Raw genomic sequence first — 22,014 nt, 5'->3', positions numbered from 1 at the left:
GCCGTTGCCGGTGCCGCCGGTGCGCACGAGACGGGGTCTCAGCGGCGCAGCGCCGGGTGGTCGGCGACGACCGTGCAGCTGCCGGGGGCGATCTCGGTGAAGCCCGCGTCCCTGACGACCGGCAGCCCACGGGTGGTGAGTTCCGCCCATCGCGCGGCCGGGGCCGTGCGGACCGCGAGGGGGAAGCCGGACCCGGCCCAGGTCTTCCGGTCCGCGTCCGACAGCTCCCACCAGGCCAGCTGGGCACCGTGGCCGGCCTGGGCCATCGCCTTGCCCGCCGACATCTCCAGCTCCGGGCTCAGCCACAGCACCGGCGTGCCGGGCGCGGGCGCCCCGGGGGTTCCGGGGTCGTCCAGCTCCGTGCCGGAGACCTGGAGCCTGGCCAGCTCCTTGGGCCAGCCGTCGAGCGGTACGGGCGGGAAGACCCGCACCTCCGCGCGATCGCCGGTCACCGTGATCCCCGGCAGCGCCGACGCCTTGCGCCACTCCGCGCCGCGCGCCCGGCGCACCACCTTGCGGATACGGGCGTCCTGCCACTCCCGGACGGCCTGTGCCCACGCGCCCTCGCCCTGGGAGCGCTCGTCGGCGAGGACGGTGAGCACGGCACGGGCGGCCGTCTCCAGCGCGTCGGTGCGCGCCGGGGGCGCTGCCTTCTCGATCCGTACGACCAGGGGGAGGACGAACTGGGGGGCCGGATCGCGATCGGGTTCGCCCGAGGGCCCTGAGGGCCGCGCGGAGTGCCCGGAGGGCGGGCCGGAGTGCTCGGAGGTGGGGACATCGCTGCTCACACCGCCAGTCTGCCAGCCCGCCGGCCGTGGCCGCCGTGCTCCCCGGGGCCGGTCAGGGGGACAGCTCGTACCCCTTGCCCATTCTGCGGTCGTCCCACGCGCAGTACGCGTCGGAGCTGGACTCGCCGTTGATGGTCCAGGACCAGCGGCCCCTGACCTGGTAGTCCGCTCCGGTCTCCAGGGAGCGGCAGGTCACGACCCCCCGGAATCTCTGGCCGATGTCCCCGTAGTAGCACCAGGCGCGGGCGCCCTCCGGTCTCGGACCCAGGTCGCTCACGGAACAGATGGGCGCGGCGGTGGCCACGGGGGCGGAGACCACCGCGGTCGTGGCCGTCAGTGCGAGGGTCATGGCCGTGTAGGCCAGGGGTTTCCTGATGCGCATGGGGTTCCTGTCGTCGATGCGGAGGCTTCACCCGTCGCGGGTCGCGGCCCAGAGAGTAGAAGGGCGCATCGGGATGGTCCATACAGCGAACGCGTGCGGGGCGCCTGATCCCGCCGGGTCCGCCTGATCCCGCAGGGTCCACGGGGTCCGCCGGGTCCGCCGGGCAGTCGTCCGGGCGGTCGTCCGGGCGGTCGTCCGGGCGGTCCGGGTCCGCCGGGTCGTCCGCCGGGTCAGGTCAGGAGGTGGTCCTCGGTGTCCAGCCACACCCGCTCGCCCTCCGCCGTCACCGTCAGCCCCATGCGGTCCCGGGCCGGGCGGCCGAGGCTCCGCCACTCCTCGTAGGCGCTCTCCGCCTCGTCCCACAGCCGCCGCGGGCCGTGCTGCTCCACGGTGTGGGTTCCCCGGCCCGGCCGGTAGGTCACGGACGCCCAGGAGTCGCGGTCGTCGGCCAGCATCCACAGCGTGGCCGCTCCGCTGGCCTCGTCCGTCCGGTCCAGCAGGTGCCAGACGGTCGGGAGACGGAGGCCGACGCAGAACAGGGCGTCGCTGTCGGCCGCGAGGTCCCAGGGGTTCACCGCGGTCCGGGTGGTGGCCGTGCTGTCCGAGGGCCGGACGAACTCGTCGAGGTAGCCGCGGTGCGGCCGGTGGTTGCGGGTGCGCATAAAGGCCGGGAAACCGCTGAACCGGCCGCGCCCGACGCCGCCGGCGACCTCCAGGGCGGCGAAGCTGTGCGGGAAGAAGCTGCCGCCCCAGGGGGCGACGATCCGGCCGCCCTCCGTCTGCTCGATCCACGCGGGAGGGATGGCCGGGACGGTGTAGGTGGCGATGAGCCGGTCGTACGGCGCGCCGGGGGGCCAGCCGAGGTCCGCGTCCGCGCACACGATCCGCGGTGTGTACCCGGCGGCGGCCGTGTTCGCGGTGGCCCGGTCCGCCAGGACGGGGTCGATGTCCACCGAGGTCACCCGGTGCGAGCCGATCCGGTGGGCGAGCCACGCCGCGTTGTACCCGGTGCCCGTGCCGGCCTCCAGCACCCGGTGTCCGTCCTCCACCCGCAGGAGGCCGAGCATCTGGAGCATCACCGAGGGCATCGAACTCGACGAGGTGGGGAGCCGGTAGCCGTCGTCCTGCCCCGAGCCGTCGTTGAACTGGGTGGTCAGCGGAAGGTCCGCGTACACACATGCCAGCCAGGACTCCGGCTGCGCCGCGCGGGAGATCAGACGGCCGTCGGTCTCCACGGTGTCCGGCAGGAACAGCTCCCGGCGGACCCCGGCGACCGCGCTCTCCCAGGGGGACCCGGCGGGCAGCGCGCCCGTCTCCCGGAGGACGGCCAGCAGGTCACGGGGCGAGGTCACCCAGAGGTCGATTCCGTCGCGGGCGGGGTGGGCGGCGGGGGCACCGGCTTCTTCCACTGGCCGTCGGACTCCCGGGGCGACTGCTTCTTGTCGCCCTCCTTGCCGCCCTTGCCGTCTCCGTGTCCGCTCACCGTCGGCCTCCCCGCTCTCCCCGTCGTCTGCGTCTTCCCGCCGGAACCGGTTCCGTGGACGTTATCCCCGCGAGTCCGGGGTTCCGCGCGCCGTTCGGCCGTTCGGGTACGGCGCGTTGGTGCACACGGGGGGTGTGTCCAGGCGCACGGCCGGGCGGCACGATCGACGCCACGGAACGGAAATTGTTGGCGGAATCGCTCCCTCCGGGTGAGGATGCGATGCATGAAAAGCGATCTCTTTGCCTCGGAGAACATGGCTCAGCAGGCCACCGCCCCTGGGATGACCCTGCAGAACGCCAAGTCGGTCAAGTACGCCGTCAACGGTGAGATGCAGGCGCGGCAGGGATCGATGATCGCCTTCCGGGGCAATCTCCAGTTCGAGCGGAAGAGCCAGGGCATCGGCGGCATGCTCAAGCGCGCCGTCACCGGGGAGGGCCTGCCGCTGATGACCGTGCGCGGGCAGGGCGAGGCGTGGTTCGCGCACGAGGCCGCCAACTGCTTCATCATCGACATCGAGCACGGTGACGCGCTGACCGTCAACGGCCGCAACGTGCTCTGTTTCGACTCCACCCTCTCCTACGAGATAAAGACCGTGAAGGGCGTGGGCGCGGCCGGCGGCGGACTCTTCAACAGCGTCTTCAGCGGCTACGGCAAGCTCGCCGTGATCTGCGAGGGCAATCCCATCGTCATTCCGGTCACCGCCCACCAGCCGGTGTGCGTCGACACCGACGCCGTCGTCGGCTGGAGCGCCCACCTGGAGACCTCGCTGAACCGCTCGCAGTCCTTCGGCTCGATGGTGCGCGGCGGCTCCGGCGAGGCGGTGCAGCTCGTGCTGTCGGGCGAGGGCTTCGTCATCGTCCGGCCCAGCGAGCTGGTCCCGCAGAAGGCGTCGAACTGAGGGTGGACGGAGATCGCGAGGGATCGGCCGCCGCGACGGCCTCGGCGGAGGCGGCCCGGGCGCTGCCGGCCCGGCCCGGTCAGGGGCCCGGCGGCAGGGGCGTTCCCGTGGACGGGACGTACCGCGCGGCGCCGGGCCCCGGTGCGCGGGAGAGGGCGGCCGGGGGGCCGCCCTTCGCCGAGTGCGTGCTCTGCCGTGAGCCGACCGAGTACCCCGAGTCGGTGAAGGACGCCACCCTCTGCCCGGTCTGCGAGTGGCAGGAGGGCCAGCGCACGGCCTGTTCCGGTTAGCTCTTCCCCGGGGTCTTCGCCGGGCTCTTCTTCATCAGGTCGGAGACCTTCACCATCCGGTAGCCCTCGTCGCGCAGCGCCGGCACGATCTGGCGGATCGCCTCCTCGGTGACGGGTGCCGCGCTGCGGGTGCAGTGCAGCACCACCACGGACCCCGGCTCCACGCCTTCGAGCACCTGCTCCACGACCGCGTCGGTGTTGCCCGTGAAGGCGTCCCCGCCGACCACGTCCCACTGGACGGCGGTCACCCCGGCCGGGGCGATGGCCCGCAGCGCGGCGTCGTTGTAGCAGCCGCCGGGGAAGCGGAAGTACGGCACGACCTGCCGCGCGCCGGTTTTGCGGATCGCGGCGAAGCCCCGCTGCACATCGGCCAGCATCCGGTTCGGCGCGACCTGCGGCAGCCCGTGGCACTTCGGGGTGAAGCCGTAGTGGCTGTAGGAGTGGTTGGCGATCTCGAAGAGCGGATCGGCGCCGATCTCCCTGGCCTGGTCGGGGTACTCCTCCGCCCAGCGGCCGGTCATGAAGATCGTGGAGGGGACCTTCAGCTTCCGGAGGGTGTCGATGAGGGTGGGGTTGTCGAAGCGCTCGCCGCGGAGGGCGCGCCGTCCCTGATCGGCGGTCATATCGGCGTCGAAGGTGAGGGCGACGGTCTTCTCCGGCTCCTCCTCCTCTTCGTCCTCGGACTCCTCCTCCTCTTCCTCGGTGTCCTCCTCCTCGGGGATCTCGGCCCGCTTGAAGACCGGGGTCACGGCGGGTTTCTTGGCGGCGGCGGGGCCCGGGGCCGCCGCCTTGGCGCTCGCGCTGGTGCCGGCGGGGCCGGGGGCGGGCTCGTCGTCGGCGTCCTGGCCGCCGCAGCCGACAAGTACCGCACCCAGGGCGGCCGTCACGGTAAGTCTTCGCACAGAGATCATCACGGGCCGAAAATATACGATCATTCGATTATTTAAAGGGACATATGAGGTTGTGTCGGGATGGTGATCGGGGTCTGCGAGGATGTGGTGATCGGACAGGTCGCTGAGGTGCTCGGGAGGAATGGCATGGAGGGGTGCGCGACAGTGGGGGTTCTCGCGGGCATGGCGGAGGTGCGGGGGGTGCCGGAGGGTGCCGGCGGTGCGCTGTGGCGGCTCGACGCGAGCGCGCGCCAGCTCGACGCGAACATCGTCCGGGTGCCCGCGGGGGAGCGGGTGGCGGAGCATGTCGAGCCCGATCTCGATGTGCTGCTGTGTGTGGTGGACGGGGACGGGGAGCTGGAGACGGCGGCGGGGCGGCAGCGGTTGGAGGCGGGGGCTGTGGCGTGGCTGCCGCGCGGGGCGCGGCGGGGGGTGGAGGCGGGGCCCGGGGGGCTGGTCTATGTCACGGCCCACCGCCGCCGCCCGGGCCTGACGATCCGCGACGCCCCCGCGGAGGGTTTCTCTTCTTGACCGTGGCGCGCCTGGTGCGGGTTGCCTGCGGGTGCGGGGGTCGGCCTCTGGGGCAGGGTGGGCCGGGTTGTGCGGGTTGCCTGTGGCCCGGGGGCCGTTCTCAATCGCCGGGCGGGCTGAGCCCGGTTACCTCAGGTGGGTCGCGTCGAGGGTGGCCGTCAGGGTGGCCAGTTCCTCGTGGAGCGCGCGGATGCGGTCCGGCGGAAGCCCCGTCGCCTCCGCGATCCGCCGAGGAACCCCGCGCGCCCGCCCCCGCAGGGCACCCCCCGCCTCCGTCACCCGCGCCGTCACCGACCGCTCGTCCTCCGTGCCGCGCCTCCGCTCCACATACCCCGCCGCCTCCAGCCGCTTCAGCAGCGGCGACAGCGTCCCCGAGTCCAGCCGCAGATGCTCCCCGATCCGCTTCACCGGCAGCTCCCCGTGCTCCCAGAGCACCAGCATCACCAGATACTGCGGATAGGTCAGCCCCAGCTCCTTCAGCGCGCTCCGGTAGACCCCGTTGAGCGCCCGGGACGCCGCGTGCAGCGCAAAGCAGATCTGCTGGTCCAGCCGCAGGAAATCCTCCTCCGGCGCACCGCTGAGCGAGTTCTCGGCCATGCCCCCAGCATACCCACCACCTCGTGCGGGCGATTCAGTTGTGCACAACTCAATTGTGTGCTCTAGTGGAGTCCGGAACGACTCAGGAACGACCGACCCCCGAGGACGAAGAGGTAGTCATGGACGCGCTCTACACCGCCGCCGCCACCGCCAACGGACGCGAGGGCCGCGCCGTCAGCTCCGACGGCACCCTCGATCTCCCCCTCGCCTTCCCCCAGGCCCTCGGCGGCAACGGCCAGGGCACCAACCCCGAGCAGCTCTTCGCCGCCGGCTACGCCGCCTGTTTCGCCAGCGCGATGGGGGTGATCGGCCGTCAGGAGAAGATCGACGTCAAGGATGTCTCCGTCACCGCCGAGGTGAGCATCGGCAAGGACACCGATGGCGGTTTCGGCCTCTCGGTCGTGATGCGGGTCGAGCTCCCCGGCCACCTGGAGGGCGAAGCGGGCCGGGAGCTGCTGGAGAAGACCCACGCCACCTGCCCGTACTCCAAGGCCACCCGGGGCAACATCCCGGTCGAGCTGGTCATCGAGTAGCGGCGGCCCCCGGGGGCACGGCCGGCGGGCAAAACGGGTGGCGGCGCGTTCGCCGCCCCGCGTAGCCTGCGCGCTCGTGACTGATGATCCGCACAGCTCATCGGGTGCCCCGCCCGCGATATCCACCCCCACGACCCGCACCGCCCCCGCCGAGAAGCTCTTCTCCGGTCCCCACGCGGCCACCACCACCGTCTTCGCGGCGGTGATGTTCCTGACCGGATTCGCCGCGCTGGCCGTCATCCCCACCCTGCCGACCGCCGCCCGCGAACTGGACGGGGTCTCGCTCTTCCCGCTGGTGGCGGGCTCCTTCGTGGCCGCGAGCCTGCTCGGCGGAGTGCTGGGCGGACACTGGGCGGACCGCTCCGGGGCGCACCGTCCGCTGGCGGCCGGGATGGCGCTGGCCGTGATCACCCTGGTGGTGTCGGGTGCCAGCACCTCCATCTGGCAACTGGCCGCCGGACGCTTCCTGGACGGACTGGCCGCGGGGATGGTCGCGGTGGCGGTCAACGCCGCCATCGGCCAGGCGTACCCCGGTCATCTCCGGCCGAGGGTGCTGGCCCTCATGAGCACCTGCTGGATCGTTCCCTCGCTGATCGGACCACCACTGGCCGGAGTGGTGGCCCAGTGGTGGTCCTGGCGCGCCGTCTTCCTCGGCCTCGCCGCCCTCACCCTGGTGCCCGCGCTGGTGGTGGTCGCCATGCTGCGGGCCCGCTCCTGGCAACCCGTGTCCGGCGGGGAGTCCGGGTCGGCCGGCAAGGGGCCCGCCCTGCTCGCCGCGACCGCCGTCAGCCTGGGCGCGGCGCTCGGCCAGTACGGCGTGTCGGAGTGGGACGCGCGCCATCTGCTCTTCGCGGCCGGCGGGCTCGCCCTGCTCGTGGTCTTCGCGCCCCGGCTGCTGCCCCCGGGCACCTGGCGCGCCCTGCGCGGACTGCCGGCCACGGTGCTGCTGCGCGGCCTCGGCTCCGGGGTGTTCTTCACCCTGGAGGCCCTCGTCCCGCTGATGCTGGTCACCGAGCGGGACGCGCCCCTGCCGGTGATCGGTCTCGCCTTCACCGGGGCGGCCGTGGCCTGGGCCGCCTCCTCCTGGGTCCAGGGCCATCTGCTGGAACGCGCTCCGCGCCACCATCTGGTCGTGGCCGGTGCGCTGGTGATGGTGGTGGCGGTCGCCGTGGCCGCCGTCGGGACCCTGCCCGGGACGCCGGTCCCCGTCGCGGCCTCCGCGATGGTCGTCGCGGCCGTCGGCATGGGGCTGATCGCCCCGGCCCTGACGGTGCTCTCGCTCACCCACAGCCCGCCCGACCGCCAGGGCTGTGCCAGCGGTGCCATGCAGACCAGCCAGAACCTGGGCCAGATCATGGTCCTGGGCCTCGCGTCCGCCGTGCTGAACGCCTTCCCGGGCGACGGCCGCACCGAGGCCGCCGGCTACGCCGCCGCCTTCGGGCTGCTGCTCGTGCCGTGCGCCCTGGCCGCTCTGCTCGCGGCCCGTACCCGCGCCGAGGGCTGAACTCCCGCCGCGCGAGCGGACGGTGGCGGGCCGGGGCGCGGCAGACGCCCGGCCGGAGCCGGCTCCGCGGGACGGACCCCGTCCGCCCCGCGGAGCCGCCGCCTCAGACCAGTTCGGCCGTGAGGGTGATCGTCGTACCCGTCAGCGCCTGGCTCACCGGGCAGTTCTTCTTGGCGTTCTCGGCGGCCTCGGCGAACGCCTCGGCGTCCAGGCCGGGCACCTCGCCGCGCACGGAGAGGTGGATACCGGTGATGCCCTCACCCGGCTGGAAGGTGACATCGGCCTTGGTCTCCAGGCGGGCCGGCGGGTTGCCCGCGCCCGTCAGACCGTGCGAGAGCGCCATCGAGAAGCAGCTGGAGTGGGCCGCCGCGATCAGCTCCTCCGGGCTGGTCTTGCCATTGGCCTGCTCGGCGCGGGACGGCCAGGAGACCGGCTGCGAACCGATGCCGGAGGAGTCGAAGGTGACGGTGCCCGACCCCTTGAGCAGTTCGCCCTCCCAGACCGTGTGTGCCGTGCGCGTGGTGGCCATGGTGTGAATCCCTTCAGACGGAACTTCAGACGGAAAGCTGGTTACGGACCCGAACCTACTGCCCCGTGAGGCCCTGTGCGTCACGGGCCAGGGCGGTGAGACGGGAGATGGCCCGGAAGTACTTCTTCCGGTAGCCGCCGTTGAGCATCTCCTCGCCGAAGAGGCGGTCGAAGGGGAGGCCGGAGGCGAGCACCGGCACCTCGCGGTCGTACAGGCGGTCGGCGAGGACGACCAGCCGCAGGGCGGTGGACTGGTCGGGAACCGGCCCCACCTCGGTGAGACAGACCACCCGTACGCCGTCGGTGAGCGCGCCGTACCTGCTGGGGTGCACCTTCGCCAGATGGTCGAGGAGTGCGGGGAAGACGTCCAGACTGGCCCCGTCGGTGGCGTACGCGGTCTTGGTGACCGTCTCCTCCGAGTACGGGGGAGGGGCCTTCGGCAGCCCCCGGTGCCGGTAGTCCTCGCCGTCGATCCGCAGCGGTGCGAAGTGCGCGGAGAGCCCCTGGATCTCCCGGAGGAAGTCGGCGGCGGCGAACCGGCCCTCGCCGAGCTTGCCGGGCAGGGTGTTGGAGGTGGCGGCCAGCGCCACCCCCGCCTCGACCAGCTTCCGCAGCAGGGACGAGACGAGGACGGTGTCCCCGGGGTCGTCCAGCTCGAACTCGTCGATGCAGAGCAGCCGGTGGCCGCTCAGCGTCCGCACCGTCTGCTGGAAGCCCAGCGCGCCGACCAGATGGGTCAGTTCGACGAAGGTGCCGAAGGCCTTGAGGGAGGGATCGGCGGGGGTGGCGTGCCAGAGCGAGGCGAGCAGATGCGTCTTGCCGACGCCGTAGCCGCCGTCGAGATAGACGCCCCGGGGGCCGGTCGGTCCGGCGGGCCTCCGGCCGAACCAGCGGCGCAGCCCCGTGCCGCCGCCCGCCGGGACCGCCGCGCCGAGGCCGGCCGCGAAGGCGCCGAGCGCGGTGACCGCGGCGCTCTGGCTCGGCTGCTCGGGGTCGGGGACATAGGTGTCGAAGCGCACCGAGTCGAAGCGGGGCGGCGGCACCATCTCCGCGACCAGCCGGTCGGCGGGGACATGGGGCTCGCGGGCGCACAGCGAGAACGGCACGCCTTCGGACAGGGCACTGACAGCGGGGGTCGACACAATTCCCCACTGTAAGGGGCGTGCCAGACTGCCCCCATGCGACGCCTGCTCCCTGTGACCGACCAGACACCCGCCGCCGACGACCGCGCATGGTCCCTCGACGAGCTGGCCGATGCCTACGCCTACCCGGAGATCCCCTCGGGGGCCCAGGGGTGGCTGCGGGCGAACATGGTCTCCTCCCTGGACGGCGCGGCCCAGCACGACGGCCGCTCGCAGCAGCTCTCCGGCGACGCCGACATGCGGATCTTCGGCACGCTGCGGGCGCTGGCGGACGCGGTCGTGGTGGGTGCGGAAACGGTACGCCTGGAGGGGTACCGCCCGGCGCGGGAGCGGGCGGCCTTCGCCGGGCGCCGCAGGGCCGCCCGCCAGGGCCGGGCGCCGGCGATCGCCGTGGTCAGCGCCTCGCTCGCGCTCGACTTCTCGCTGCCGCTCTTCACCGAGCCGCTGGTGCCCACCCTGGTGCTGACGGGCGCGGCGGCGCCGCCGGACCGGGTCCGCGCCGCCGAGCGGGCCGGCGCGCGGGTGGTGGTCGCCGGGGACGGCGCCGGAGTGGACCCGTCCCGGGCCGTGGCGGCCCTCGCCGGACTCGGGCTGCGCCGGCTGCTCACCGAGGGCGGGCCGAGGCTGCTGGGGCAGTTCGTGGCCTCGGGAACGCTGGACGAACTCTGTCTGACCCTCTCCCCGGCGATGACCGCCGGCGGGGCCCAGCGCATCGCGGGCGGTCCGGCGGCGGCCGTCCCCGAGCGGTTCGCGCTCGCCTCCGTGCTGGAGGAAGCGGGGTTCCTCTTCACTCGCTACCGTCGCATCTGACAATCAGCGGAATTTGTCGTTCCGGTTAGCTCCGGCTGGGCACACTTAATCTCAGACCCCGTGCGGCCACGGGGAAGGATGGTTTCCGCAGAAGGGTCCCGACGTGTTCACAAGCGTACTGATGATCGAAAAGCCCCTGACGCCCGAGGACGTGGACTTCGTCACCTCGCTGCACGGGGACGAGACCGTCTCCTTCGTCGTGCTGCTGCAACCGCGCGGGGACCAGGCCGATGTCCTGCTGCGGGCCATCGACGACGTGGCGCTCGGCGAGCTGAGGGAAGCCGTCCACGAGGGCGAGGAGCCCGAGGGCGGCGAGGCCAAGGCCCCCGCGGAACGCGGTCTCGCGCACTCCCTCGCCGCCCTGCGCGCGGCCGGCTGCCGGGCCGAGGGCCGGGTCGTGGAGAGCCATCCGCTCGACCGGCTGAAGGGCGTCGTCGAGGAGAAGGGCGCCGACGAGGTGATCGTGCTGACCGCGCCTCACTACGTGGAGGAGTTCTTCCACCGGGACTGGGCCTCCCGCGCCCGGCACAAGGTCGGCGTACCGGTGCTCAAACTCTTCGCGCACAGCGAATAGGCTGGACCCGCTCGCCCGTCGGCCGGCGGGCGGCACCGATCGTCGTACACCCCGGGAGACACACGCATGGCATCCGCCATCCCCACCGCCATGGAACGCCCGCACTTCATCGGCATCGGCGGCGCCGGGATGTCCGGTATCGCCAAGATCCTCGCCCGGCGCGGCGCGGCGGTCGCCGGCAGCGACGCCAAGGAGTCGCCGACGGCGGACGCCCTGCGCGAGCTGGGCGCCACCGTCCACATCGGCCACGCGGCCGGGCACCTGGCCGACGACGCCAGCGCCGTCGTGGTCTCCAGCGCGATCCGCGCGGACAACCCCGAGCTGGTGCGGGCGGCCGAGCTGGCCGTGCCCGTGGTCCACCGCTCCGACGCGCTGGCCTCCCTGATGACCGGGCTGCGCTCGATCGCGGTCGCGGGCACCCACGGCAAGACCACCACCACCTCCATGCTGGCGGTGGCACTGACCGCTCTCGGTCTCGACCCCTCCTACGCCATCGGCGGCGATCTGGAGGGCCCCGGCACCAACGCCCGGCACGGCGACGGCGACATCTTCGTCGCCGAGGCGGACGAGAGCGACCGCTCCTTCCAGAAGTACGCCCCCGAGGTCGCGATCGTCCTCAACGTGGAGCTGGACCACCACGCGAACTACGCCTCGATGGACGAGATCCACGAGTCCTTCGAGATCTTCGCCGACCGGATCGTCCCCGGCGGCACCCTGGTGATCGCCGCCGACCAGGCGGGCGCGGCCGAGCTGACCGGGCGGGTGCGCGAGCGGCGGCCCGAGCTGAGGACCGTCACCTACGGCGAGTCCGGGGCCGCCGACGTCCGTATCCACCGGATCACCCCTCGCGGGCTGACCAGCGAGGTCACCGTGGTGCTCGACGGCAGGCCGCTGACCTTCACGGTCTCGGTCCCCGGCCGGCACTACGCGCACAACGCGGTCGCCGCGCTGGCCGCCGGCGTCGCCCTCGGCATCCCGGCGCACAATCTGGCCTCCGCGCTCGGCACCTACACCGGGGTCAAGCGCCGGCTCCAGCTCAAGGGCGAGGCGGCGGGCGTCCAGGTCATCGACTCCTACGCCCACCACCCCACCGAGATGGCCGCCGACCTGGAGGCCATGCGCGGGGCGGCGGCCGAAGCCCGGCTGCTGGTCGTCTTCCAGCCGCACCTCTTCTCCCGCACCCGGGAGCTGGGCACCGAGATGGGCCGGGCCCTCGCCCTGGCCGATGCCTCCCTGGTGCTGGACATCTATCCGGCGCGCGAGGACCCGATCCCCGGCGTCACCAGCGAGCTGATCATCGACGCGGCCCGCGCGGCGGGCGCCGACGTCACCGCCGTGGGCACCATGGCGGAGGTCGCCGGCGCGGTCGCGGGAATGGCGAAGCCCGGTGATCTCGTTCTCACCATGGGCGCGGGCGATGTGACGGACCTCGGTCCGGAGATCCTGGCCCGCCTGTCGAGCTGAGGAAGCGGTTTTCATGGCGTACGACATCGAGAAGCCGGACGAGCAGTGGCGCGCGGAGCTGAGCCCGGAGGAGTACCAGGTACTCCGCCGGGCCGGGACCGAGCCCGCCTTCCGGGGCGAGTACACGGACACCACGACGGAGGGCGTCTACTCCTGCCGGGCGTGCGGGGCCGAGCTGTTCCGCTCGGACACCAAGTTCTCCTCGCACTGCGGCTGGCCGTCCTTCTACGACCCGAAGGACACCGACGCGGTCGAGCTGATCGAGGACCGCTCGCACGGAATGACGCGCACGGAGGTCAGGTGCTCCCGCTGCGGATCACATCTCGGACATGTGTTCGAGGGTGAGGGGTATCCGACCCCGACGGACCAGCGGTACTGCATCAACTCCATTTCGCTCCGGCTGACGCCCGACGAGAGCTGACGCCCGGCGAGAGCTGACGCCCGCGCGGGCGGGGGTGCCGGGCGGGGCGGCGGGCCCGCGCCCCCGGCCCCCGCCTGCGAGAATGTCCCGATGCACCGCATGCGGACGCCCCCGCCCGACCTCCTGGAGCGCGCCGAGGCCCTCGCCGCCCCGGGCCTGCGCCGTGTCCTGGGCATCGCCGGAGCCCCCGGAGCGGGCAAGTCGACCCTCGCCGAACAGCTCTGCGCGGCGCTCGGCGGGCGGGCCGTCCTGGTCCCCATGGACGGCTTCCACCTCGCCGGCGCGACCCTGGAGCGGCTCGGCCGGGCCGGGCGCAAGGGCGCCCCCGACACCTTCGACCCCGACGGCTACCGCGCCCTGCTCACCCGGCTGCGCGCTCCCGTCCCCGGTGTCACGGTCTGGGCCCCGGCCTTCGACCGCGCCCTGGAGGAGCCCGTCGCGGGCAGCATCGCCGTCCCTCCGGAGATCCCGCTGGTGATCACCGAGGGGAACTACCTCCTCCACGACGAGGGCCCCTGGGCCCGGGTCCGGCCCCTGCTCGACGAGGCCTGGTTTCTGGAACTCGACCCCGCCACCCGGGTGGACCGGCTCATCGACCGCCATGTGCGATTCGGGAAGGAACGGGCATACGCGGAGGGGTGGGTGCGCGCCTCCGACGAGCCCAACGCCCGTCTGGTGGCCCTGGGCAAGCACCGCGCCGACCTCGTCGTACCCCTGTCGTAAACCTCCCCCGCGCCGGGTGGAACGACCATGGGTGGGTACCCTCACAAGCGCGGACCGAGGCGGGAAGGGCCTGACGGGAGCCGGGCTCCGGGGGCGGACGAGAGGCGGATGACGTGGGGTTGTTCCGGCGGAGGCCGAAGCGCGACGGGCGTGACAGACCCCGCGACCCCGAATTCGGCTACTTCTCGGCCGACGAGGGCGCCCGGTTCCGCGCCCTGGTCCGCGAGGCCTTCGCCGAGCAGGGCCTGGAGGTCTCGATCCACCCCGATGTGGTCTCCGACAACGCCGGCCGCCAGTTCGGCCTCGCCAACCTCGCCGCCGTCCTCCACAACGACGACCGGGGCCCGCGCGCCTGGCCGGATCTGGTCCGCCGCCATGTCGGGATGGTGCTCCGGACCATGGACGCGCCCTCCGCGCTCGACACTCTCTCCACCGAGCAGATCCGCTCCCAGCTCTTCCCCCGGGTCCTCGGCGCCGACGGCTTCGACCCCGAGAACTTCGACTACGCCCGCTCGCCCGCGTCCGGACTGTACGAGATCCTCGCGCTCGACCTCCCCGAGAGCGTCATGATGCTCACCGACGACGCGCTCGAACCCCTCGGCGACCTCCACTATCTGCGCCAGCAGGCCCTCTACAACCTGCGCGGTCTGCCCATCGAGGGCCACGAGACCGTCAAGGGCGACGCCGGCATGCGCTTCGAGGTGCTCCTCGGCGACTCCTTCTACACCGCGAGCCGGGTGCTGACCCTGGAGCACGCGGTACGGGAGACCACCGGCGAGCAGCTCACCGCGGACGGCGCCCTGGTGGCGATGCCCTTCCGGCACCAGCTCGCCTTCCATGTCATCCGGGACGCCGGGGTGATCCCCGCCCTCAACGCCATGGCCGGCTTCGCGGCCTCCGGGTTCGTCGACACCCCCGGCGCCATCACCCCTTATGTCTACTGGTGGCGCGAGGGCACCCTCACCCAGCTCAGCGACCGCGACGAGGACGGGGACGGGCTGCGGATCGTGGTCGGCGAGGAGTTCCAGGAACTGCTGGAGCGCCTGCTCGGCGGCGGCGGCCGGGACTGACCCCGCGCGCCCGGCCCGCCCCCCGTCTCACCCGTCCGCCAGCACCGCGCACGACTCCCCGCCCAGCCACAGCACCCCGTCCGCCCCCGGCGCCTCCACCGGCTCCCAGGAGGCCAGCACCCGGGACTCCGGGCCGCCGCCCAGGGCGATGCCCGCCGGCTCGGGGGAGAGGTTGACCGCGATCCGCAGATCCCCCCGCCGCACCGCGAGCCAGCGGGCCTCCTCGTCGTACGCCGTCCGCACCGACGCCAGATCCGGGTCGGCCAGGTCCGCGTGGGTGCGGCGGAGCGCGATCAGCTCGCGGTGCCAGGCCAGCAGCCGGGCGTGCGGCTCCCGGGAGCGCTCGGCACGGTCCAGACAGGAGCGGTCGCGGGTCGCCGGGTCCTGGGGGTCGGGGACGTCCCCGGCGGCCCAGCCGTGCGCGGCGAACTCCCGCCTCCTGCCCTCCCGCACCGCAGCCGCCAGGCCCGGATCGGTGTGGTCGGTGAAGTACTGCCAGGGGGTGCCCGCCCCCCACTCCTCGCCCATGAAGAGCATCGGGGTGAACGGTCCCGTCAGCACCAGCGCCGCCGCGCACGCCAGCAGACCGGGGCTCAGCGACCCGGACAGCCGGTCGCCCAGCGCCCGGTTGCCGATCTGGTCATGGGTCTGGGCATAGCCGAGGAAGCGGTGGGCGGGGGTGGTCGTCACATCCACCCGGCGCCCGTGCGAGCGGCCCCGGAAGGAGGAGTACGTGCCGTCGTGGAAGAACCCCCGGGTCAGGGTCTTGGCGAGCGCGGCGAGCGGGGCCCGCGCGAAGTCCTCGTAGTACCCCTGGGACTCGCCGGTCAGCGCGGTGTGCAGGGCATGGTGGAAGTCGTCGTTCCACTGGGCGTGCAGCCCGGTGCCCCCGGCCTCCCTCGGCGCCGTGGTGCGCGGATCGCACCGGTCCGACTCGGCGATCAGGAACAGCGGCCTGCCCAGCTCCCCGGAGAGCGCGTCCACCGCCGCCGCCAGCTCCTCCAGGAAGGTCAGCGCCCGGGTGTCCGCGAGCGCGTGCACCGCGTCGAGCCGCAGCCCGTCGAGCCGGTAGTCGCGCAGCCAGGCCAGCGCGCTGTCCAGCAGATAGGCCCGCACCTCGTCCGAGCCCGGCGCGTCCAGATTGACCGCGGCGCCCCAGGGGGTCCGGTGGGTGCCGGTCAGATAGGGGCCGAAGGCGGGGAGATGGTTCCCCGAGGGCCCGAGGTGGTTGTGGACCACGTCCAGCACCACGCCCAGGCCGTGACCGTGCGCCGTGTCGACGAAGCGCCTCAGCGCCGCCGGCCCGCCGTAGGGCTCGTGCACCGCCCACGGCGCCACCCCGTCGTACCCCCAGCCGTGCACTCCGGGGAAGGGGCAGACCGGCATCAGCTCGATGTGCGAGACCCCGAGGTCCACCAGGTCCCCCAGGCACCCGGCTGCCGCGTCCAGGGTCCCCTCGGGGGTGTACGTACCGATGTGCAGCTCGTAGAGGACCGCGCCGCGCAGGGTCCGCCCGGGCCAGTCGTGGCGCCAGACGAAGGAGTCCGGGAGGACCACGGCGCCCGGCCCGCCCGGTCCGTCCGGCAGCCGCCGCGCCCGGGGGTCGGGCAGTACCGGGCCACCGTCCAGGGCGAAGCCGTAGCGGGCGCCGTCGGCCGCCGGCACCTCCGCGCCCCACCAGCCGGGCCGCCCCGCCACCGGCGCCATCGGATGCGCGGTGCCCTCCAGCCACAGCTCCACCCGCTCACCCGCCGCCGGCGCCCACACCTCGAACAGCACTGGCGCTCCCCTCGTCGCTCGGCCGCCCCCGGCCCGTCCGGGCCCGGCGCGGCTCCACCCGGGCGGTGTCCCGGGTCCGGGGCCCATCCTGGCAACTCCCCGCCCCCGGGGACACCGAGCCACCCCGCGAAACGCGGGGGAGTCGCGCCCGGCGCACGGCGGCCCCGGCGCCGCCGTGCGCGTCGCGGGGATCGGGCGGATGGTGGAAGGAGAAGCGGGTGCGAAAGGTGTGAGAGCCGATGCGAGCCACCTACCTCCACGGCGCCGGGGACATACGGGTCGAGAAGACGGCCCGTCCGCGGATCGAGGAGCCCACGGACGCGGTCGTGCGGGTGACCCTGGCCTGTGTCTGCGGCTCCGATCTGCACCCCTACCGTGCCTCGCCCGACGGCCCGGAGCCCACGCCGATGGGCCATGAGTTCCTCGGGGTCGTCGAGGAGACGGGTGCCGAGGTCACCGGCCTGGCGGAGGGCGACTTCGTGGTGTCGCCGTTCGCGTTCGCGGACAACACCTGCGCGATCTGCCGCGAGGGCTTCCAGACCGCCTGTCCGCGCGGCGGCTGGTACGGCGCGGGCGGGGTGGGCGGCGCGCAGGCCGAGGCCGTCCGGGTGCCGCAGGCCGCGGGCACCCTGGTGAAGATCCCCGGGGACGCCGACGCGGCGCTGCTGCCCTCCCTGCTGGCCCTCAGCGATGTCTATCTCACCGGCTACCACGCCGCCCACATGGGCAGGGTGTCCGCCGGGAAGACGGTCACGGTCATCGGCGACGGCGCCGTGGGCCTGTCGGCGGTGCTGGCCGCCGCGCGCATGGGCGCGGACCGGATCATCCTCATGGGCCGCCACGAGGACCGCACCGGCCTGGGCCGGGAGTGGGGCGCGGACGATGTGGTGGCCGAGCGCGGGGACGAGGGCGTCGCACGGGTGCGGGAGCTGACCGGCGGCGAGGGGTCCCACGTCGTGCTGGAGGCCGTGGGGCTGCTGCCCGCCTACGAGCAGGCGTACGGCATCGTGCGCGCCGGCGGGGTGGTCTCCCGGGTCGGGGTGCCGCAGTACGAGGAGGCCCCGGTCGGCTTCGGCTCCCTCTTCGGGAAGAACGCGACCCTGACCGGAGGCCCCGCACCGGTGCGCGCCTACCTCGACGAGGCCCTCCGGGACGTGCTGGACGGCCGCATCGAGCCCGGCCGGGTGTTCGACGCCGAAGTCCCCCTCGACCGGGTCGCCGACGCCTACCGGGCGATGGACACCCGCGCCCGCCTCAAGGTGATGGTCCGCCCCTGACACCACGGCGCCGACGGGGGCGCCCGGGGAGACCGGGCACCTCCGCCCGCCCGTCAGCGCGCGGCGCCGCCGGAGCCCGGGACCAGATGGACCCGCTCCTCGATCACCGGGTGCCCGGCCCGGGCGAAGTGCGCCGCCATCGGCAGATTGGTCCGGTCGGTGGCGCCGGCGATGAACCGCGCGCCGTGCCCGGCGAGCACATGGGTGCACTCGGCGAGCAGGTCGTACGCGTAGCCGTGGCCGCGCTGCTCCGGTACGACCCCGATGAAGCCGACGCAGGGCCCCGACGGGTTGTGCACCGGGGCGTGCAGCCCGACCAGCTCGCCGTCCGGGGTGTGGGCGAGCCGGAGCCACTCGCGCGGTGACGGGCACCAGTGGAAGTACTCCAGCTCCGAGCGGGCCGCCCGGTCCGGGCCGCCCTCGGCGATGTCCCGCAGCGCGTGGACGTCGAGCGTCGCGGAGTGAATCCGGCGCAGCACCCGGAGGATCACCTCGTCGTCGGGCTCGGGCCGGAAGACGAGCCGGCCCGGCCGGGCGGGCAGCCCGCAGGAGGGCGTCCAGCGGTACTGGTGGCGCTCCACGAGCACGCTCATCCCCGCCGCCTCCGCGGCCCGCAGCCGTGCCTCGCCGGCCGCGCGCAGCACCGGGTCCTCGCGCCAGCCGCGCGGCAGGATCAGCAGATAGGGGACGCGGTGGGGCCCGGCGCGGAGCAGCTCGGCGCCCGCCTCCTCCTCGCCCTCGGCGAGGTCGAACCAGTTGATGTGCAGGGGCTTCTCATCATCGGGCCCGCCCCACCAGGCGGCCCGGGCGACCACCCGGCCGTCGCGCAGGGCGACCCGCTTCCACTCGGGCCGGTGGGTGGCGAGGGCCAGCGCACGGCCGGTGCCGAGCGGGTCGGGCAGAGTGTCGAAGAGTGCCGCGTCGCGCTCGTCGAGCGCGCGAATGACCAGACCGGTCATGGGAGTGTCCTCCGGGAGAAAGCGGTGGTGCGCTCCCGGTCTCAGACAGCGGACGCCGGGCGGACGGGGCAGGAGCGCGGGATGGGTGGGGTGAACACGGCACTCGCCTCCTCTCCTCGGTCCGGGGCGTGGAGCCCACTCTACCCATCCGACAGCCCCCGGAGCGGGGACAATTAAACCCGGAACCGAGGCTTCCGTGCAGGTCAGCCGCTGTACTCGGACGACCGGGACGGTCCGTTTTCTGGACAGCGCGCTCTCTTCGGCCCGACAATCACAGGGTGACATCGTCCTTCGAGTTCCCCACTCACTCCGCCCCCGCCCGGCTCTCCGACGCCGAGCGGGACCGGGTGGTCGGTGTGCTCAGGGAGGGCGCGGCCGACGGCAGGCTGTCCCACGACACCTTTCTGCGGCGGATGGAACTGGCCCTGCTCGCCGTCCGGGTGGAGGAGCTGAAAGCCCTCACCGCCGACCTCGGCGGACCGCCGGAGGGCATCGGCCAGCGGCTGGTGGGCGCCGTGGGCGGCGCGTCCGCCTTCTTCGTACGGCTGCGCAGGGCCTGGCAGGCCGAGAAGCTGCCGCCGCTGCTGCTGCCCGAGCCCGGCCCCCATCCGCTGCGGATAGGCCGCGACCCGGGCAACGGACTGCGGCTGAGCCATGACACGGTCTCCCGGACGCACGCCGAACTGAGCCTGCACCGGGGCGCCTGGCTCCTGCGCGACCTCGGCTCCACCAACGGCACCACCGTCAACGGGCGGCGGGTGACCGGCGCGGTGGTGGTGCGGGACGGTGACATGGTCGGCTTCGGCCGGATGAGCTTCCGTCTCACCGCCCGCTGAGCCGCCGCCCCGCCGGCCGCACCGCCCCGGCCCTCACCGCCCGCTGAGCCGCCGCCCCGCCGGCCGCACCGCCCCGGCCCTCACCCCCCGCCGGGCCCCTCCGGACCCCCGGCCCCGTGTGCCCCCTCCCGCACCCGGGCCAGCAGCGCCACCGGCCGGTCCGCGAACAGCTCCGCCAGCCGCACCGGCCCCCCGGCCCGGTACGGACCGGACTCCCGCCCCTCCGCCAGCAGATCCGCCCACCGGCCCGCCGGCAGCGTCAGCTCCGTCTCCCCCCAGCCCCCCGACCGTTCGAGCCCCAGCGACAGCCGGGTGACGGCCGCCACCACCTCGCCCGTACGGCAGAAGGCCACACAGTGGTCCCCGGCGGGGCCGCTCGCCCGCAGCGGCACATAGGTGCCCGACGCGCCGAACACCTCCGGCCGCTCCCGCCGCAGCAGCAGCGCGGCCCGGGTCAGCGCCGTCCGCTCGTCCGGGGCGCCCTCCTCGAACACCCCCCGGTTGTCCGGGTCGACCAGCGCCAGATACTCCCGCTCCGTGCCCTGGTACAGATCCGGCACCCCCGGCATCGCCAGCTGGAGCAGCGCCGCGCCCAGCGCGTTCGCCCGCGCGTAGGGAGCCAGCTCCCGGGCGAACCGGGCCACCGAGTACAGCGGGGGCCCGGCGGGCCCGGTGTTCACAAAGGTGGTCACGGCCTTCTCGTACGAGGGGTCCGGCTCCGTCCAGGTGGTGTGCAGCGCCGCCTCCCGCACCCCCTTGAGCAGCGCGTTCTGCAACCGCTCGCCATAGGGGAAGCCGAAGCCGAGCGCCGTCTGCCACGCCACCCACGCCAGATGCGGATCGGGCGCCCGTCCGCCCTCCAGCCGGGCCGACTCCTCGGTGATCCCCGCCAGGAAACCGGCCCAGCGCTCGGGGCACTCGGAGAGCACCGCGATCCTGGCCCGCACATCCGCGCTGCGCTTGGTGTCATGGGTGGTCAGCACGGTCCCGGTGGTCGGCCAGTCGCGCGCCAGCAGCTCGCCGTACGCGTGGAACTCCGCCACCCCCACGGCGGGCCTGCCCGGGTCGCCGCCCACCTCGTTGGCCGAGACCAGCGGGGTGTGCCGGTAGAACGCCGTGTCCTCGACCGACTTGGCGCGCAGCGCGGACGAGGTCTGGGCGAACCGGGCGCGGAAGGCGTCCCGGGAGGGGCTCTCCCCGAGCCGGCCGAGCGCCAGATCCCGTACGACATCGACGGCGCCGGCCTCCTCGGGGACCGCGAACGCGCCCTTGGCGCCCGCCGCCGCCGCGACCGTCAGCACCTCGTCGCCGCCGATCCGGTACGGCCGGTAGACCGGCACCCGCACCAGCAGCTCACGGATCGCGGTGCGCAGGGCCCAGGGGGCGTGGTCGCGCAGCCCGGGGTCACCGGCGCAGACCCGCTCGGCGAGCCGGGTCAGCGCGGAGACCTCGGCGTCCAGTTCATGGGTGAGCACCCGGTACGCGGCCCGGCGGACGGTGGCCTCCCAGTAGCCGCCCCGGTCCCCGGCGGCCCCGGAGAACTCGCGGTACTGATGGACCAGTTCCCGGTGGCCCGCCGGATCGGTGAAGAGGCCATCGACGCGCCGCAGGGCGTCGTACCCCGTGGTCCCGGCCACCGGCCAGCCGGGCGGCAGCCGCTCGTCCCCCGTGAGGATCTTCTCGGTGACGGTCCAGCAGCCGGAGCCGGTGGCCCGGTCCAGCCGCCGCAGATACTCCTCCGGGTCGGCGAGCCCGTCGGGGTGGTCGATCCGCAGTCCCTCCACCACCCCGTCCCGCACCAGCTCCAGGATCTTGGCGTGGGTGGCCTCGAAGACCCCGGGGTCCTCCACCCGTACCCCGATCAGCTCCGGGACGGTGAAGAAGCGCCGGTAGGTCAGCTCGGTGCGCGCGAGGCGCCACCAGCCGAGCCGGTACCACTGGGCGTCCAGCAGCTCCGGCAGCGGCAGATCGGCGGTCCGCTCCCGGAGCGGGAAGCGGTGCTCCCCGTAGTGGAGTGTCCCGCCCTCGACCCGCATCGCCGCCGTCTCGTCCCCGATCCGGCCGGCCAGCACCGGCAGCAGCACCCGCCCGCCGCCCGCCTCCCAGTCGATGTCGAACCAGCGGGCGTACGGGGAGGACGGCCCCTGCCGCAGCACGTCCCGGAAGGCGGGGCTGTACCGGGGGACGGCGGCCATGTGGTTCGGCACGATGTCCAGGACGAGGCCGAGCCCGTGCTCGCGGGCGGTCCGGGCGAGCGCCCGCAGCCCCTCCTCGCCGCCCAGCTCCTCCCGTACCCGGGTGGGGTCGGTGACGTCATAGCCGTGCGCCGACCCGGGCACCGCCTCCAGGACGGGGGAGAGATGCAGATGGGAGACGCCGAGCCCGGCGAGATAGGGCACGGCCCGGGCGGCCGACGCGAAGGGGAAGGCGGGCTGGAGCTGGAGCCGGTAGGTGGCGGTGGGCTTCATGACTGCCTACGTACCCCCTGGGAGGCGGTCTGTGTCACCGGGCCGGAGCCCGGTGTCGGCCGATCGG

General features: G+C 73.9%; 24 protein-coding genes. 13 read left to right on the top strand and 11 right to left on the bottom strand.

Going from position 1 to position 22,014, the window contains the following annotated elements:
* Positions 1 to 38: 38 nt before the first annotated feature.
* The 4 genes from ACWCRA_RS00545 to ACWCRA_RS00530 form a co-directional block, all read right to left on the bottom strand.
* Positions 39 to 788, bottom strand: coding sequence for a peptidyl-tRNA hydrolase (locus ACWCRA_RS00545; protein WP_351545784.1), 750 nt, complete (start codon positions 786 to 788; stop codon positions 39 to 41).
* A 52-nt stretch (positions 789 to 840) separates the two neighbouring features.
* A complete protein-coding gene (locus ACWCRA_RS00540) occupies positions 841 to 1,170 on the bottom strand; it encodes a hypothetical protein (RefSeq protein ID WP_351545781.1) in 330 nt (109 codons plus the stop codon).
* A 230-nt stretch (positions 1,171 to 1,400) separates the two neighbouring features.
* Entirely contained in the window at positions 1,401 to 2,522 is a 1,122-nt protein-coding gene (locus ACWCRA_RS00535) for a methyltransferase domain-containing protein (RefSeq protein ID WP_451066427.1), read from the bottom strand.
* Positions 2,519 to 2,653, bottom strand: a complete 135-nt coding sequence (locus tag ACWCRA_RS00530) for a hypothetical protein (RefSeq protein WP_351545775.1) — start codon at positions 2,651 to 2,653, stop codon at positions 2,519 to 2,521. Before ACWCRA_RS00530 ends, ACWCRA_RS00535 begins: the two co-directional genes overlap by 4 nt.
* A 223-nt stretch (positions 2,654 to 2,876) precedes the next feature.
* On the opposite strand from ACWCRA_RS00530, the gene ACWCRA_RS00525 reads away from it, so the two are divergent.
* Together ACWCRA_RS00525 and ACWCRA_RS00520 are read left to right on the top strand one after the other, a co-directional pair.
* Complete coding sequence (locus ACWCRA_RS00525; protein WP_451066426.1) at positions 2,877 to 3,551, top strand: AIM24 family protein; 675 nt, start codon at positions 2,877 to 2,879, stop codon at positions 3,549 to 3,551.
* A 107-nt stretch (positions 3,552 to 3,658) separates the two neighbouring features.
* Positions 3,659 to 3,841, top strand: a complete 183-nt coding sequence (locus ACWCRA_RS00520) for a hypothetical protein (RefSeq protein WP_451066612.1) — start codon at positions 3,659 to 3,661, stop codon at positions 3,839 to 3,841.
* Here the strand turns inward: ACWCRA_RS00520 and ACWCRA_RS00515 are convergent.
* Positions 3,838 to 4,752, bottom strand: a complete 915-nt coding sequence (locus ACWCRA_RS00515) for a polysaccharide deacetylase family protein (protein WP_451066611.1) — start codon at positions 4,750 to 4,752, stop codon at positions 3,838 to 3,840. The genes ACWCRA_RS00520 and ACWCRA_RS00515 overlap by 4 nt on opposite strands.
* A gap of 60 nt (positions 4,753 to 4,812) precedes the next feature.
* Here ACWCRA_RS00515 and ACWCRA_RS00510 point away from each other — a divergent pair, with 60 nt between their 5' ends.
* Positions 4,813 to 5,262, top strand: a complete 450-nt coding sequence (locus tag ACWCRA_RS00510; RefSeq protein ID WP_351545766.1) for a cupin domain-containing protein — start codon at positions 4,813 to 4,815, stop codon at positions 5,260 to 5,262.
* Between the two features lie 126 nt (positions 5,263 to 5,388).
* Here the strand turns inward: ACWCRA_RS00510 and ACWCRA_RS00505 are convergent, their stop codons facing one another.
* Positions 5,389 to 5,859, bottom strand: a complete 471-nt coding sequence (locus ACWCRA_RS00505) for a MarR family winged helix-turn-helix transcriptional regulator (RefSeq protein ID WP_451066425.1) — start codon at positions 5,857 to 5,859, stop codon at positions 5,389 to 5,391.
* 119 nt (positions 5,860 to 5,978) lie between these two features.
* Here ACWCRA_RS00505 and ACWCRA_RS00500 point away from each other — a divergent pair, with 119 nt between their 5' ends.
* Both ACWCRA_RS00500 and ACWCRA_RS00495 read left to right on the top strand, forming a co-directional pair.
* A complete protein-coding gene (locus tag ACWCRA_RS00500; protein ID WP_451066424.1) occupies positions 5,979 to 6,392 on the top strand; it encodes an organic hydroperoxide resistance protein in 414 nt (137 codons plus the stop codon).
* Between the two features lie 76 nt (positions 6,393 to 6,468).
* Entirely contained in the window at positions 6,469 to 7,896 is a 1,428-nt protein-coding gene (locus ACWCRA_RS00495; protein WP_451066423.1) for an MFS transporter, read from the top strand.
* Between the two features lie 103 nt (positions 7,897 to 7,999).
* Here ACWCRA_RS00495 and ACWCRA_RS00490 read toward each other — a convergent pair whose 3' ends face one another.
* Both ACWCRA_RS00490 and zapE read right to left on the bottom strand, forming a co-directional pair.
* Positions 8,000 to 8,425: an OsmC family protein gene (locus ACWCRA_RS00490; RefSeq protein WP_351545758.1), complete on the bottom strand. Its 426-nt coding sequence runs from the start codon at positions 8,423 to 8,425 to the stop codon at positions 8,000 to 8,002.
* 55 nt (positions 8,426 to 8,480) lie between these two features.
* Positions 8,481 to 9,542, bottom strand: coding sequence for a cell division protein ZapE (gene zapE, locus ACWCRA_RS00485; RefSeq protein ID WP_451066610.1), 1,062 nt, complete (start codon positions 9,540 to 9,542; stop codon positions 8,481 to 8,483).
* 60 nt (positions 9,543 to 9,602) lie between these two features.
* Between zapE and ACWCRA_RS00480 the strand changes: the two genes are divergently transcribed.
* From ACWCRA_RS00480 to ACWCRA_RS00455, 6 genes are all read left to right on the top strand, one after another.
* Positions 9,603 to 10,376, top strand: coding sequence for a pyrimidine reductase family protein (locus tag ACWCRA_RS00480; RefSeq protein WP_451066422.1), 774 nt, complete (start codon positions 9,603 to 9,605; stop codon positions 10,374 to 10,376).
* A 121-nt stretch (positions 10,377 to 10,497) separates the two neighbouring features.
* Positions 10,498 to 10,950: an indole-3-glycerol phosphate synthase gene (locus tag ACWCRA_RS00475; protein ID WP_351545749.1), complete on the top strand. Its 453-nt coding sequence runs from the start codon at positions 10,498 to 10,500 to the stop codon at positions 10,948 to 10,950.
* Between the two features lie 66 nt (positions 10,951 to 11,016).
* Positions 11,017 to 12,414 carry a UDP-N-acetylmuramate--L-alanine ligase gene (gene murC, locus ACWCRA_RS00470; RefSeq protein WP_351545746.1) on the top strand — a complete coding sequence of 466 codons (1,398 nt, stop codon included), beginning with the start codon at positions 11,017 to 11,019 and terminating at the stop codon, positions 12,412 to 12,414.
* A gap of 13 nt (positions 12,415 to 12,427) precedes the next feature.
* Positions 12,428 to 12,835 carry a peptide-methionine (R)-S-oxide reductase MsrB gene (gene msrB, locus ACWCRA_RS00465; protein WP_351545743.1) on the top strand — a complete coding sequence of 136 codons (408 nt, stop codon included), beginning with the start codon at positions 12,428 to 12,430 and terminating at the stop codon, positions 12,833 to 12,835.
* Between the two features lie 90 nt (positions 12,836 to 12,925).
* Complete coding sequence (locus tag ACWCRA_RS00460; protein WP_451066421.1) at positions 12,926 to 13,558, top strand: nucleoside/nucleotide kinase family protein; 633 nt, start codon at positions 12,926 to 12,928, stop codon at positions 13,556 to 13,558.
* Between the two features lie 113 nt (positions 13,559 to 13,671).
* A complete protein-coding gene (locus ACWCRA_RS00455; RefSeq protein ID WP_451066420.1) occupies positions 13,672 to 14,628 on the top strand; it encodes a hypothetical protein in 957 nt (318 codons plus the stop codon).
* Positions 14,629 to 14,655: 27 nt separating this feature from the next.
* On the opposite strand, the gene treZ is transcribed toward ACWCRA_RS00455, so the two are convergent.
* The gene (gene treZ / locus ACWCRA_RS00450) at positions 14,656 to 16,407 is read right to left on the bottom strand and encodes a malto-oligosyltrehalose trehalohydrolase (RefSeq protein ID WP_451066419.1); all 1,752 of its coding nucleotides are present in this window, start codon (positions 16,405 to 16,407) and stop codon (positions 14,656 to 14,658) included.
* 239 nt (positions 16,408 to 16,646) lie between these two features.
* Between treZ and ACWCRA_RS00445 the strand changes: the two genes are divergently transcribed.
* Positions 16,647 to 17,684, top strand: coding sequence for an alcohol dehydrogenase catalytic domain-containing protein (locus ACWCRA_RS00445; protein ID WP_351545733.1), 1,038 nt, complete (start codon positions 16,647 to 16,649; stop codon positions 17,682 to 17,684).
* A 53-nt stretch (positions 17,685 to 17,737) separates the two neighbouring features.
* Here ACWCRA_RS00445 and ACWCRA_RS00440 read toward each other — a convergent pair whose 3' ends face one another.
* Positions 17,738 to 18,643 (bottom strand): GNAT family N-acetyltransferase, encoded by a 906-nt coding sequence (locus tag ACWCRA_RS00440; RefSeq protein WP_451066418.1) that lies wholly within the window; start codon positions 18,641 to 18,643, stop codon positions 17,738 to 17,740.
* A 278-nt stretch (positions 18,644 to 18,921) separates the two neighbouring features.
* Here ACWCRA_RS00440 and ACWCRA_RS00435 point away from each other — a divergent pair, with 278 nt between their 5' ends.
* Entirely contained in the window at positions 18,922 to 19,479 is a 558-nt protein-coding gene (locus ACWCRA_RS00435) for a DUF1707 and FHA domain-containing protein (RefSeq protein WP_351545727.1), read from the top strand.
* An 80-nt stretch (positions 19,480 to 19,559) separates the two neighbouring features.
* Here ACWCRA_RS00435 and treY read toward each other — a convergent pair whose 3' ends face one another.
* On the bottom strand, positions 19,560 to 21,947 hold the full coding sequence (gene treY / locus ACWCRA_RS00430) for a malto-oligosyltrehalose synthase (RefSeq protein WP_351545724.1): 2,388 nt from the start codon (positions 21,945 to 21,947) through the stop codon (positions 19,560 to 19,562).
* Between the last annotated feature and the right edge of the window lie 67 nt (positions 21,948 to 22,014).

The organism is Streptomyces sp. NPDC001889 (assembly GCF_053594535.1).
This window is presented reverse-complemented; position numbering and strand designations above follow the sequence as displayed.

Excerpts from the sequence above, each read along its gene's own strand:
- ACWCRA_RS00540 (WP_351545781.1), bottom strand. The coding sequence starts at position 1,170 with ATGCGCATCAGGAAACCCCTGGCCTACACGGCCATGACCCTCGCACTG.
- ACWCRA_RS00525 (WP_451066426.1), top strand. The coding sequence starts at position 2,877 with ATGAAAAGCGATCTCTTTGCCTCGGAGAACATGGCTCAGCAGGCCACC.
- ACWCRA_RS00515 (WP_451066611.1), bottom strand. The coding sequence starts at position 4,752 with ATGATCTCTGTGCGAAGACTTACCGTGACGGCCGCCCTGGGTGCGGTA.
- ACWCRA_RS00510 (WP_351545766.1), top strand. The coding sequence starts at position 4,813 with ATGGTGATCGGGGTCTGCGAGGATGTGGTGATCGGACAGGTCGCTGAG.
- ACWCRA_RS00505 (WP_451066425.1), bottom strand. The coding sequence starts at position 5,859 with ATGGCCGAGAACTCGCTCAGCGGTGCGCCGGAGGAGGATTTCCTGCGG.
- ACWCRA_RS00500 (WP_451066424.1), top strand. The coding sequence starts at position 5,979 with ATGGACGCGCTCTACACCGCCGCCGCCACCGCCAACGGACGCGAGGGC.
- ACWCRA_RS00490 (WP_351545758.1), bottom strand. The coding sequence starts at position 8,425 with ATGGCCACCACGCGCACGGCACACACGGTCTGGGAGGGCGAACTGCTC.
- ACWCRA_RS00480 (WP_451066422.1), top strand. The coding sequence starts at position 9,603 with ATGCGACGCCTGCTCCCTGTGACCGACCAGACACCCGCCGCCGACGAC.
- ACWCRA_RS00475 (WP_351545749.1), top strand. The coding sequence starts at position 10,498 with ATGATCGAAAAGCCCCTGACGCCCGAGGACGTGGACTTCGTCACCTCG.
- murC (WP_351545746.1), top strand. The coding sequence starts at position 11,017 with ATGGCATCCGCCATCCCCACCGCCATGGAACGCCCGCACTTCATCGGC.
- msrB (WP_351545743.1), top strand. The coding sequence starts at position 12,428 with ATGGCGTACGACATCGAGAAGCCGGACGAGCAGTGGCGCGCGGAGCTG.
- ACWCRA_RS00460 (WP_451066421.1), top strand. The coding sequence starts at position 12,926 with ATGCACCGCATGCGGACGCCCCCGCCCGACCTCCTGGAGCGCGCCGAG.
- ACWCRA_RS00445 (WP_351545733.1), top strand. The coding sequence starts at position 16,647 with ATGCGAGCCACCTACCTCCACGGCGCCGGGGACATACGGGTCGAGAAG.
- ACWCRA_RS00440 (WP_451066418.1), bottom strand. The coding sequence starts at position 18,643 with ATGACCGGTCTGGTCATTCGCGCGCTCGACGAGCGCGACGCGGCACTC.
- treY (WP_351545724.1), bottom strand. The coding sequence starts at position 21,947 with ATGAAGCCCACCGCCACCTACCGGCTCCAGCTCCAGCCCGCCTTCCCC.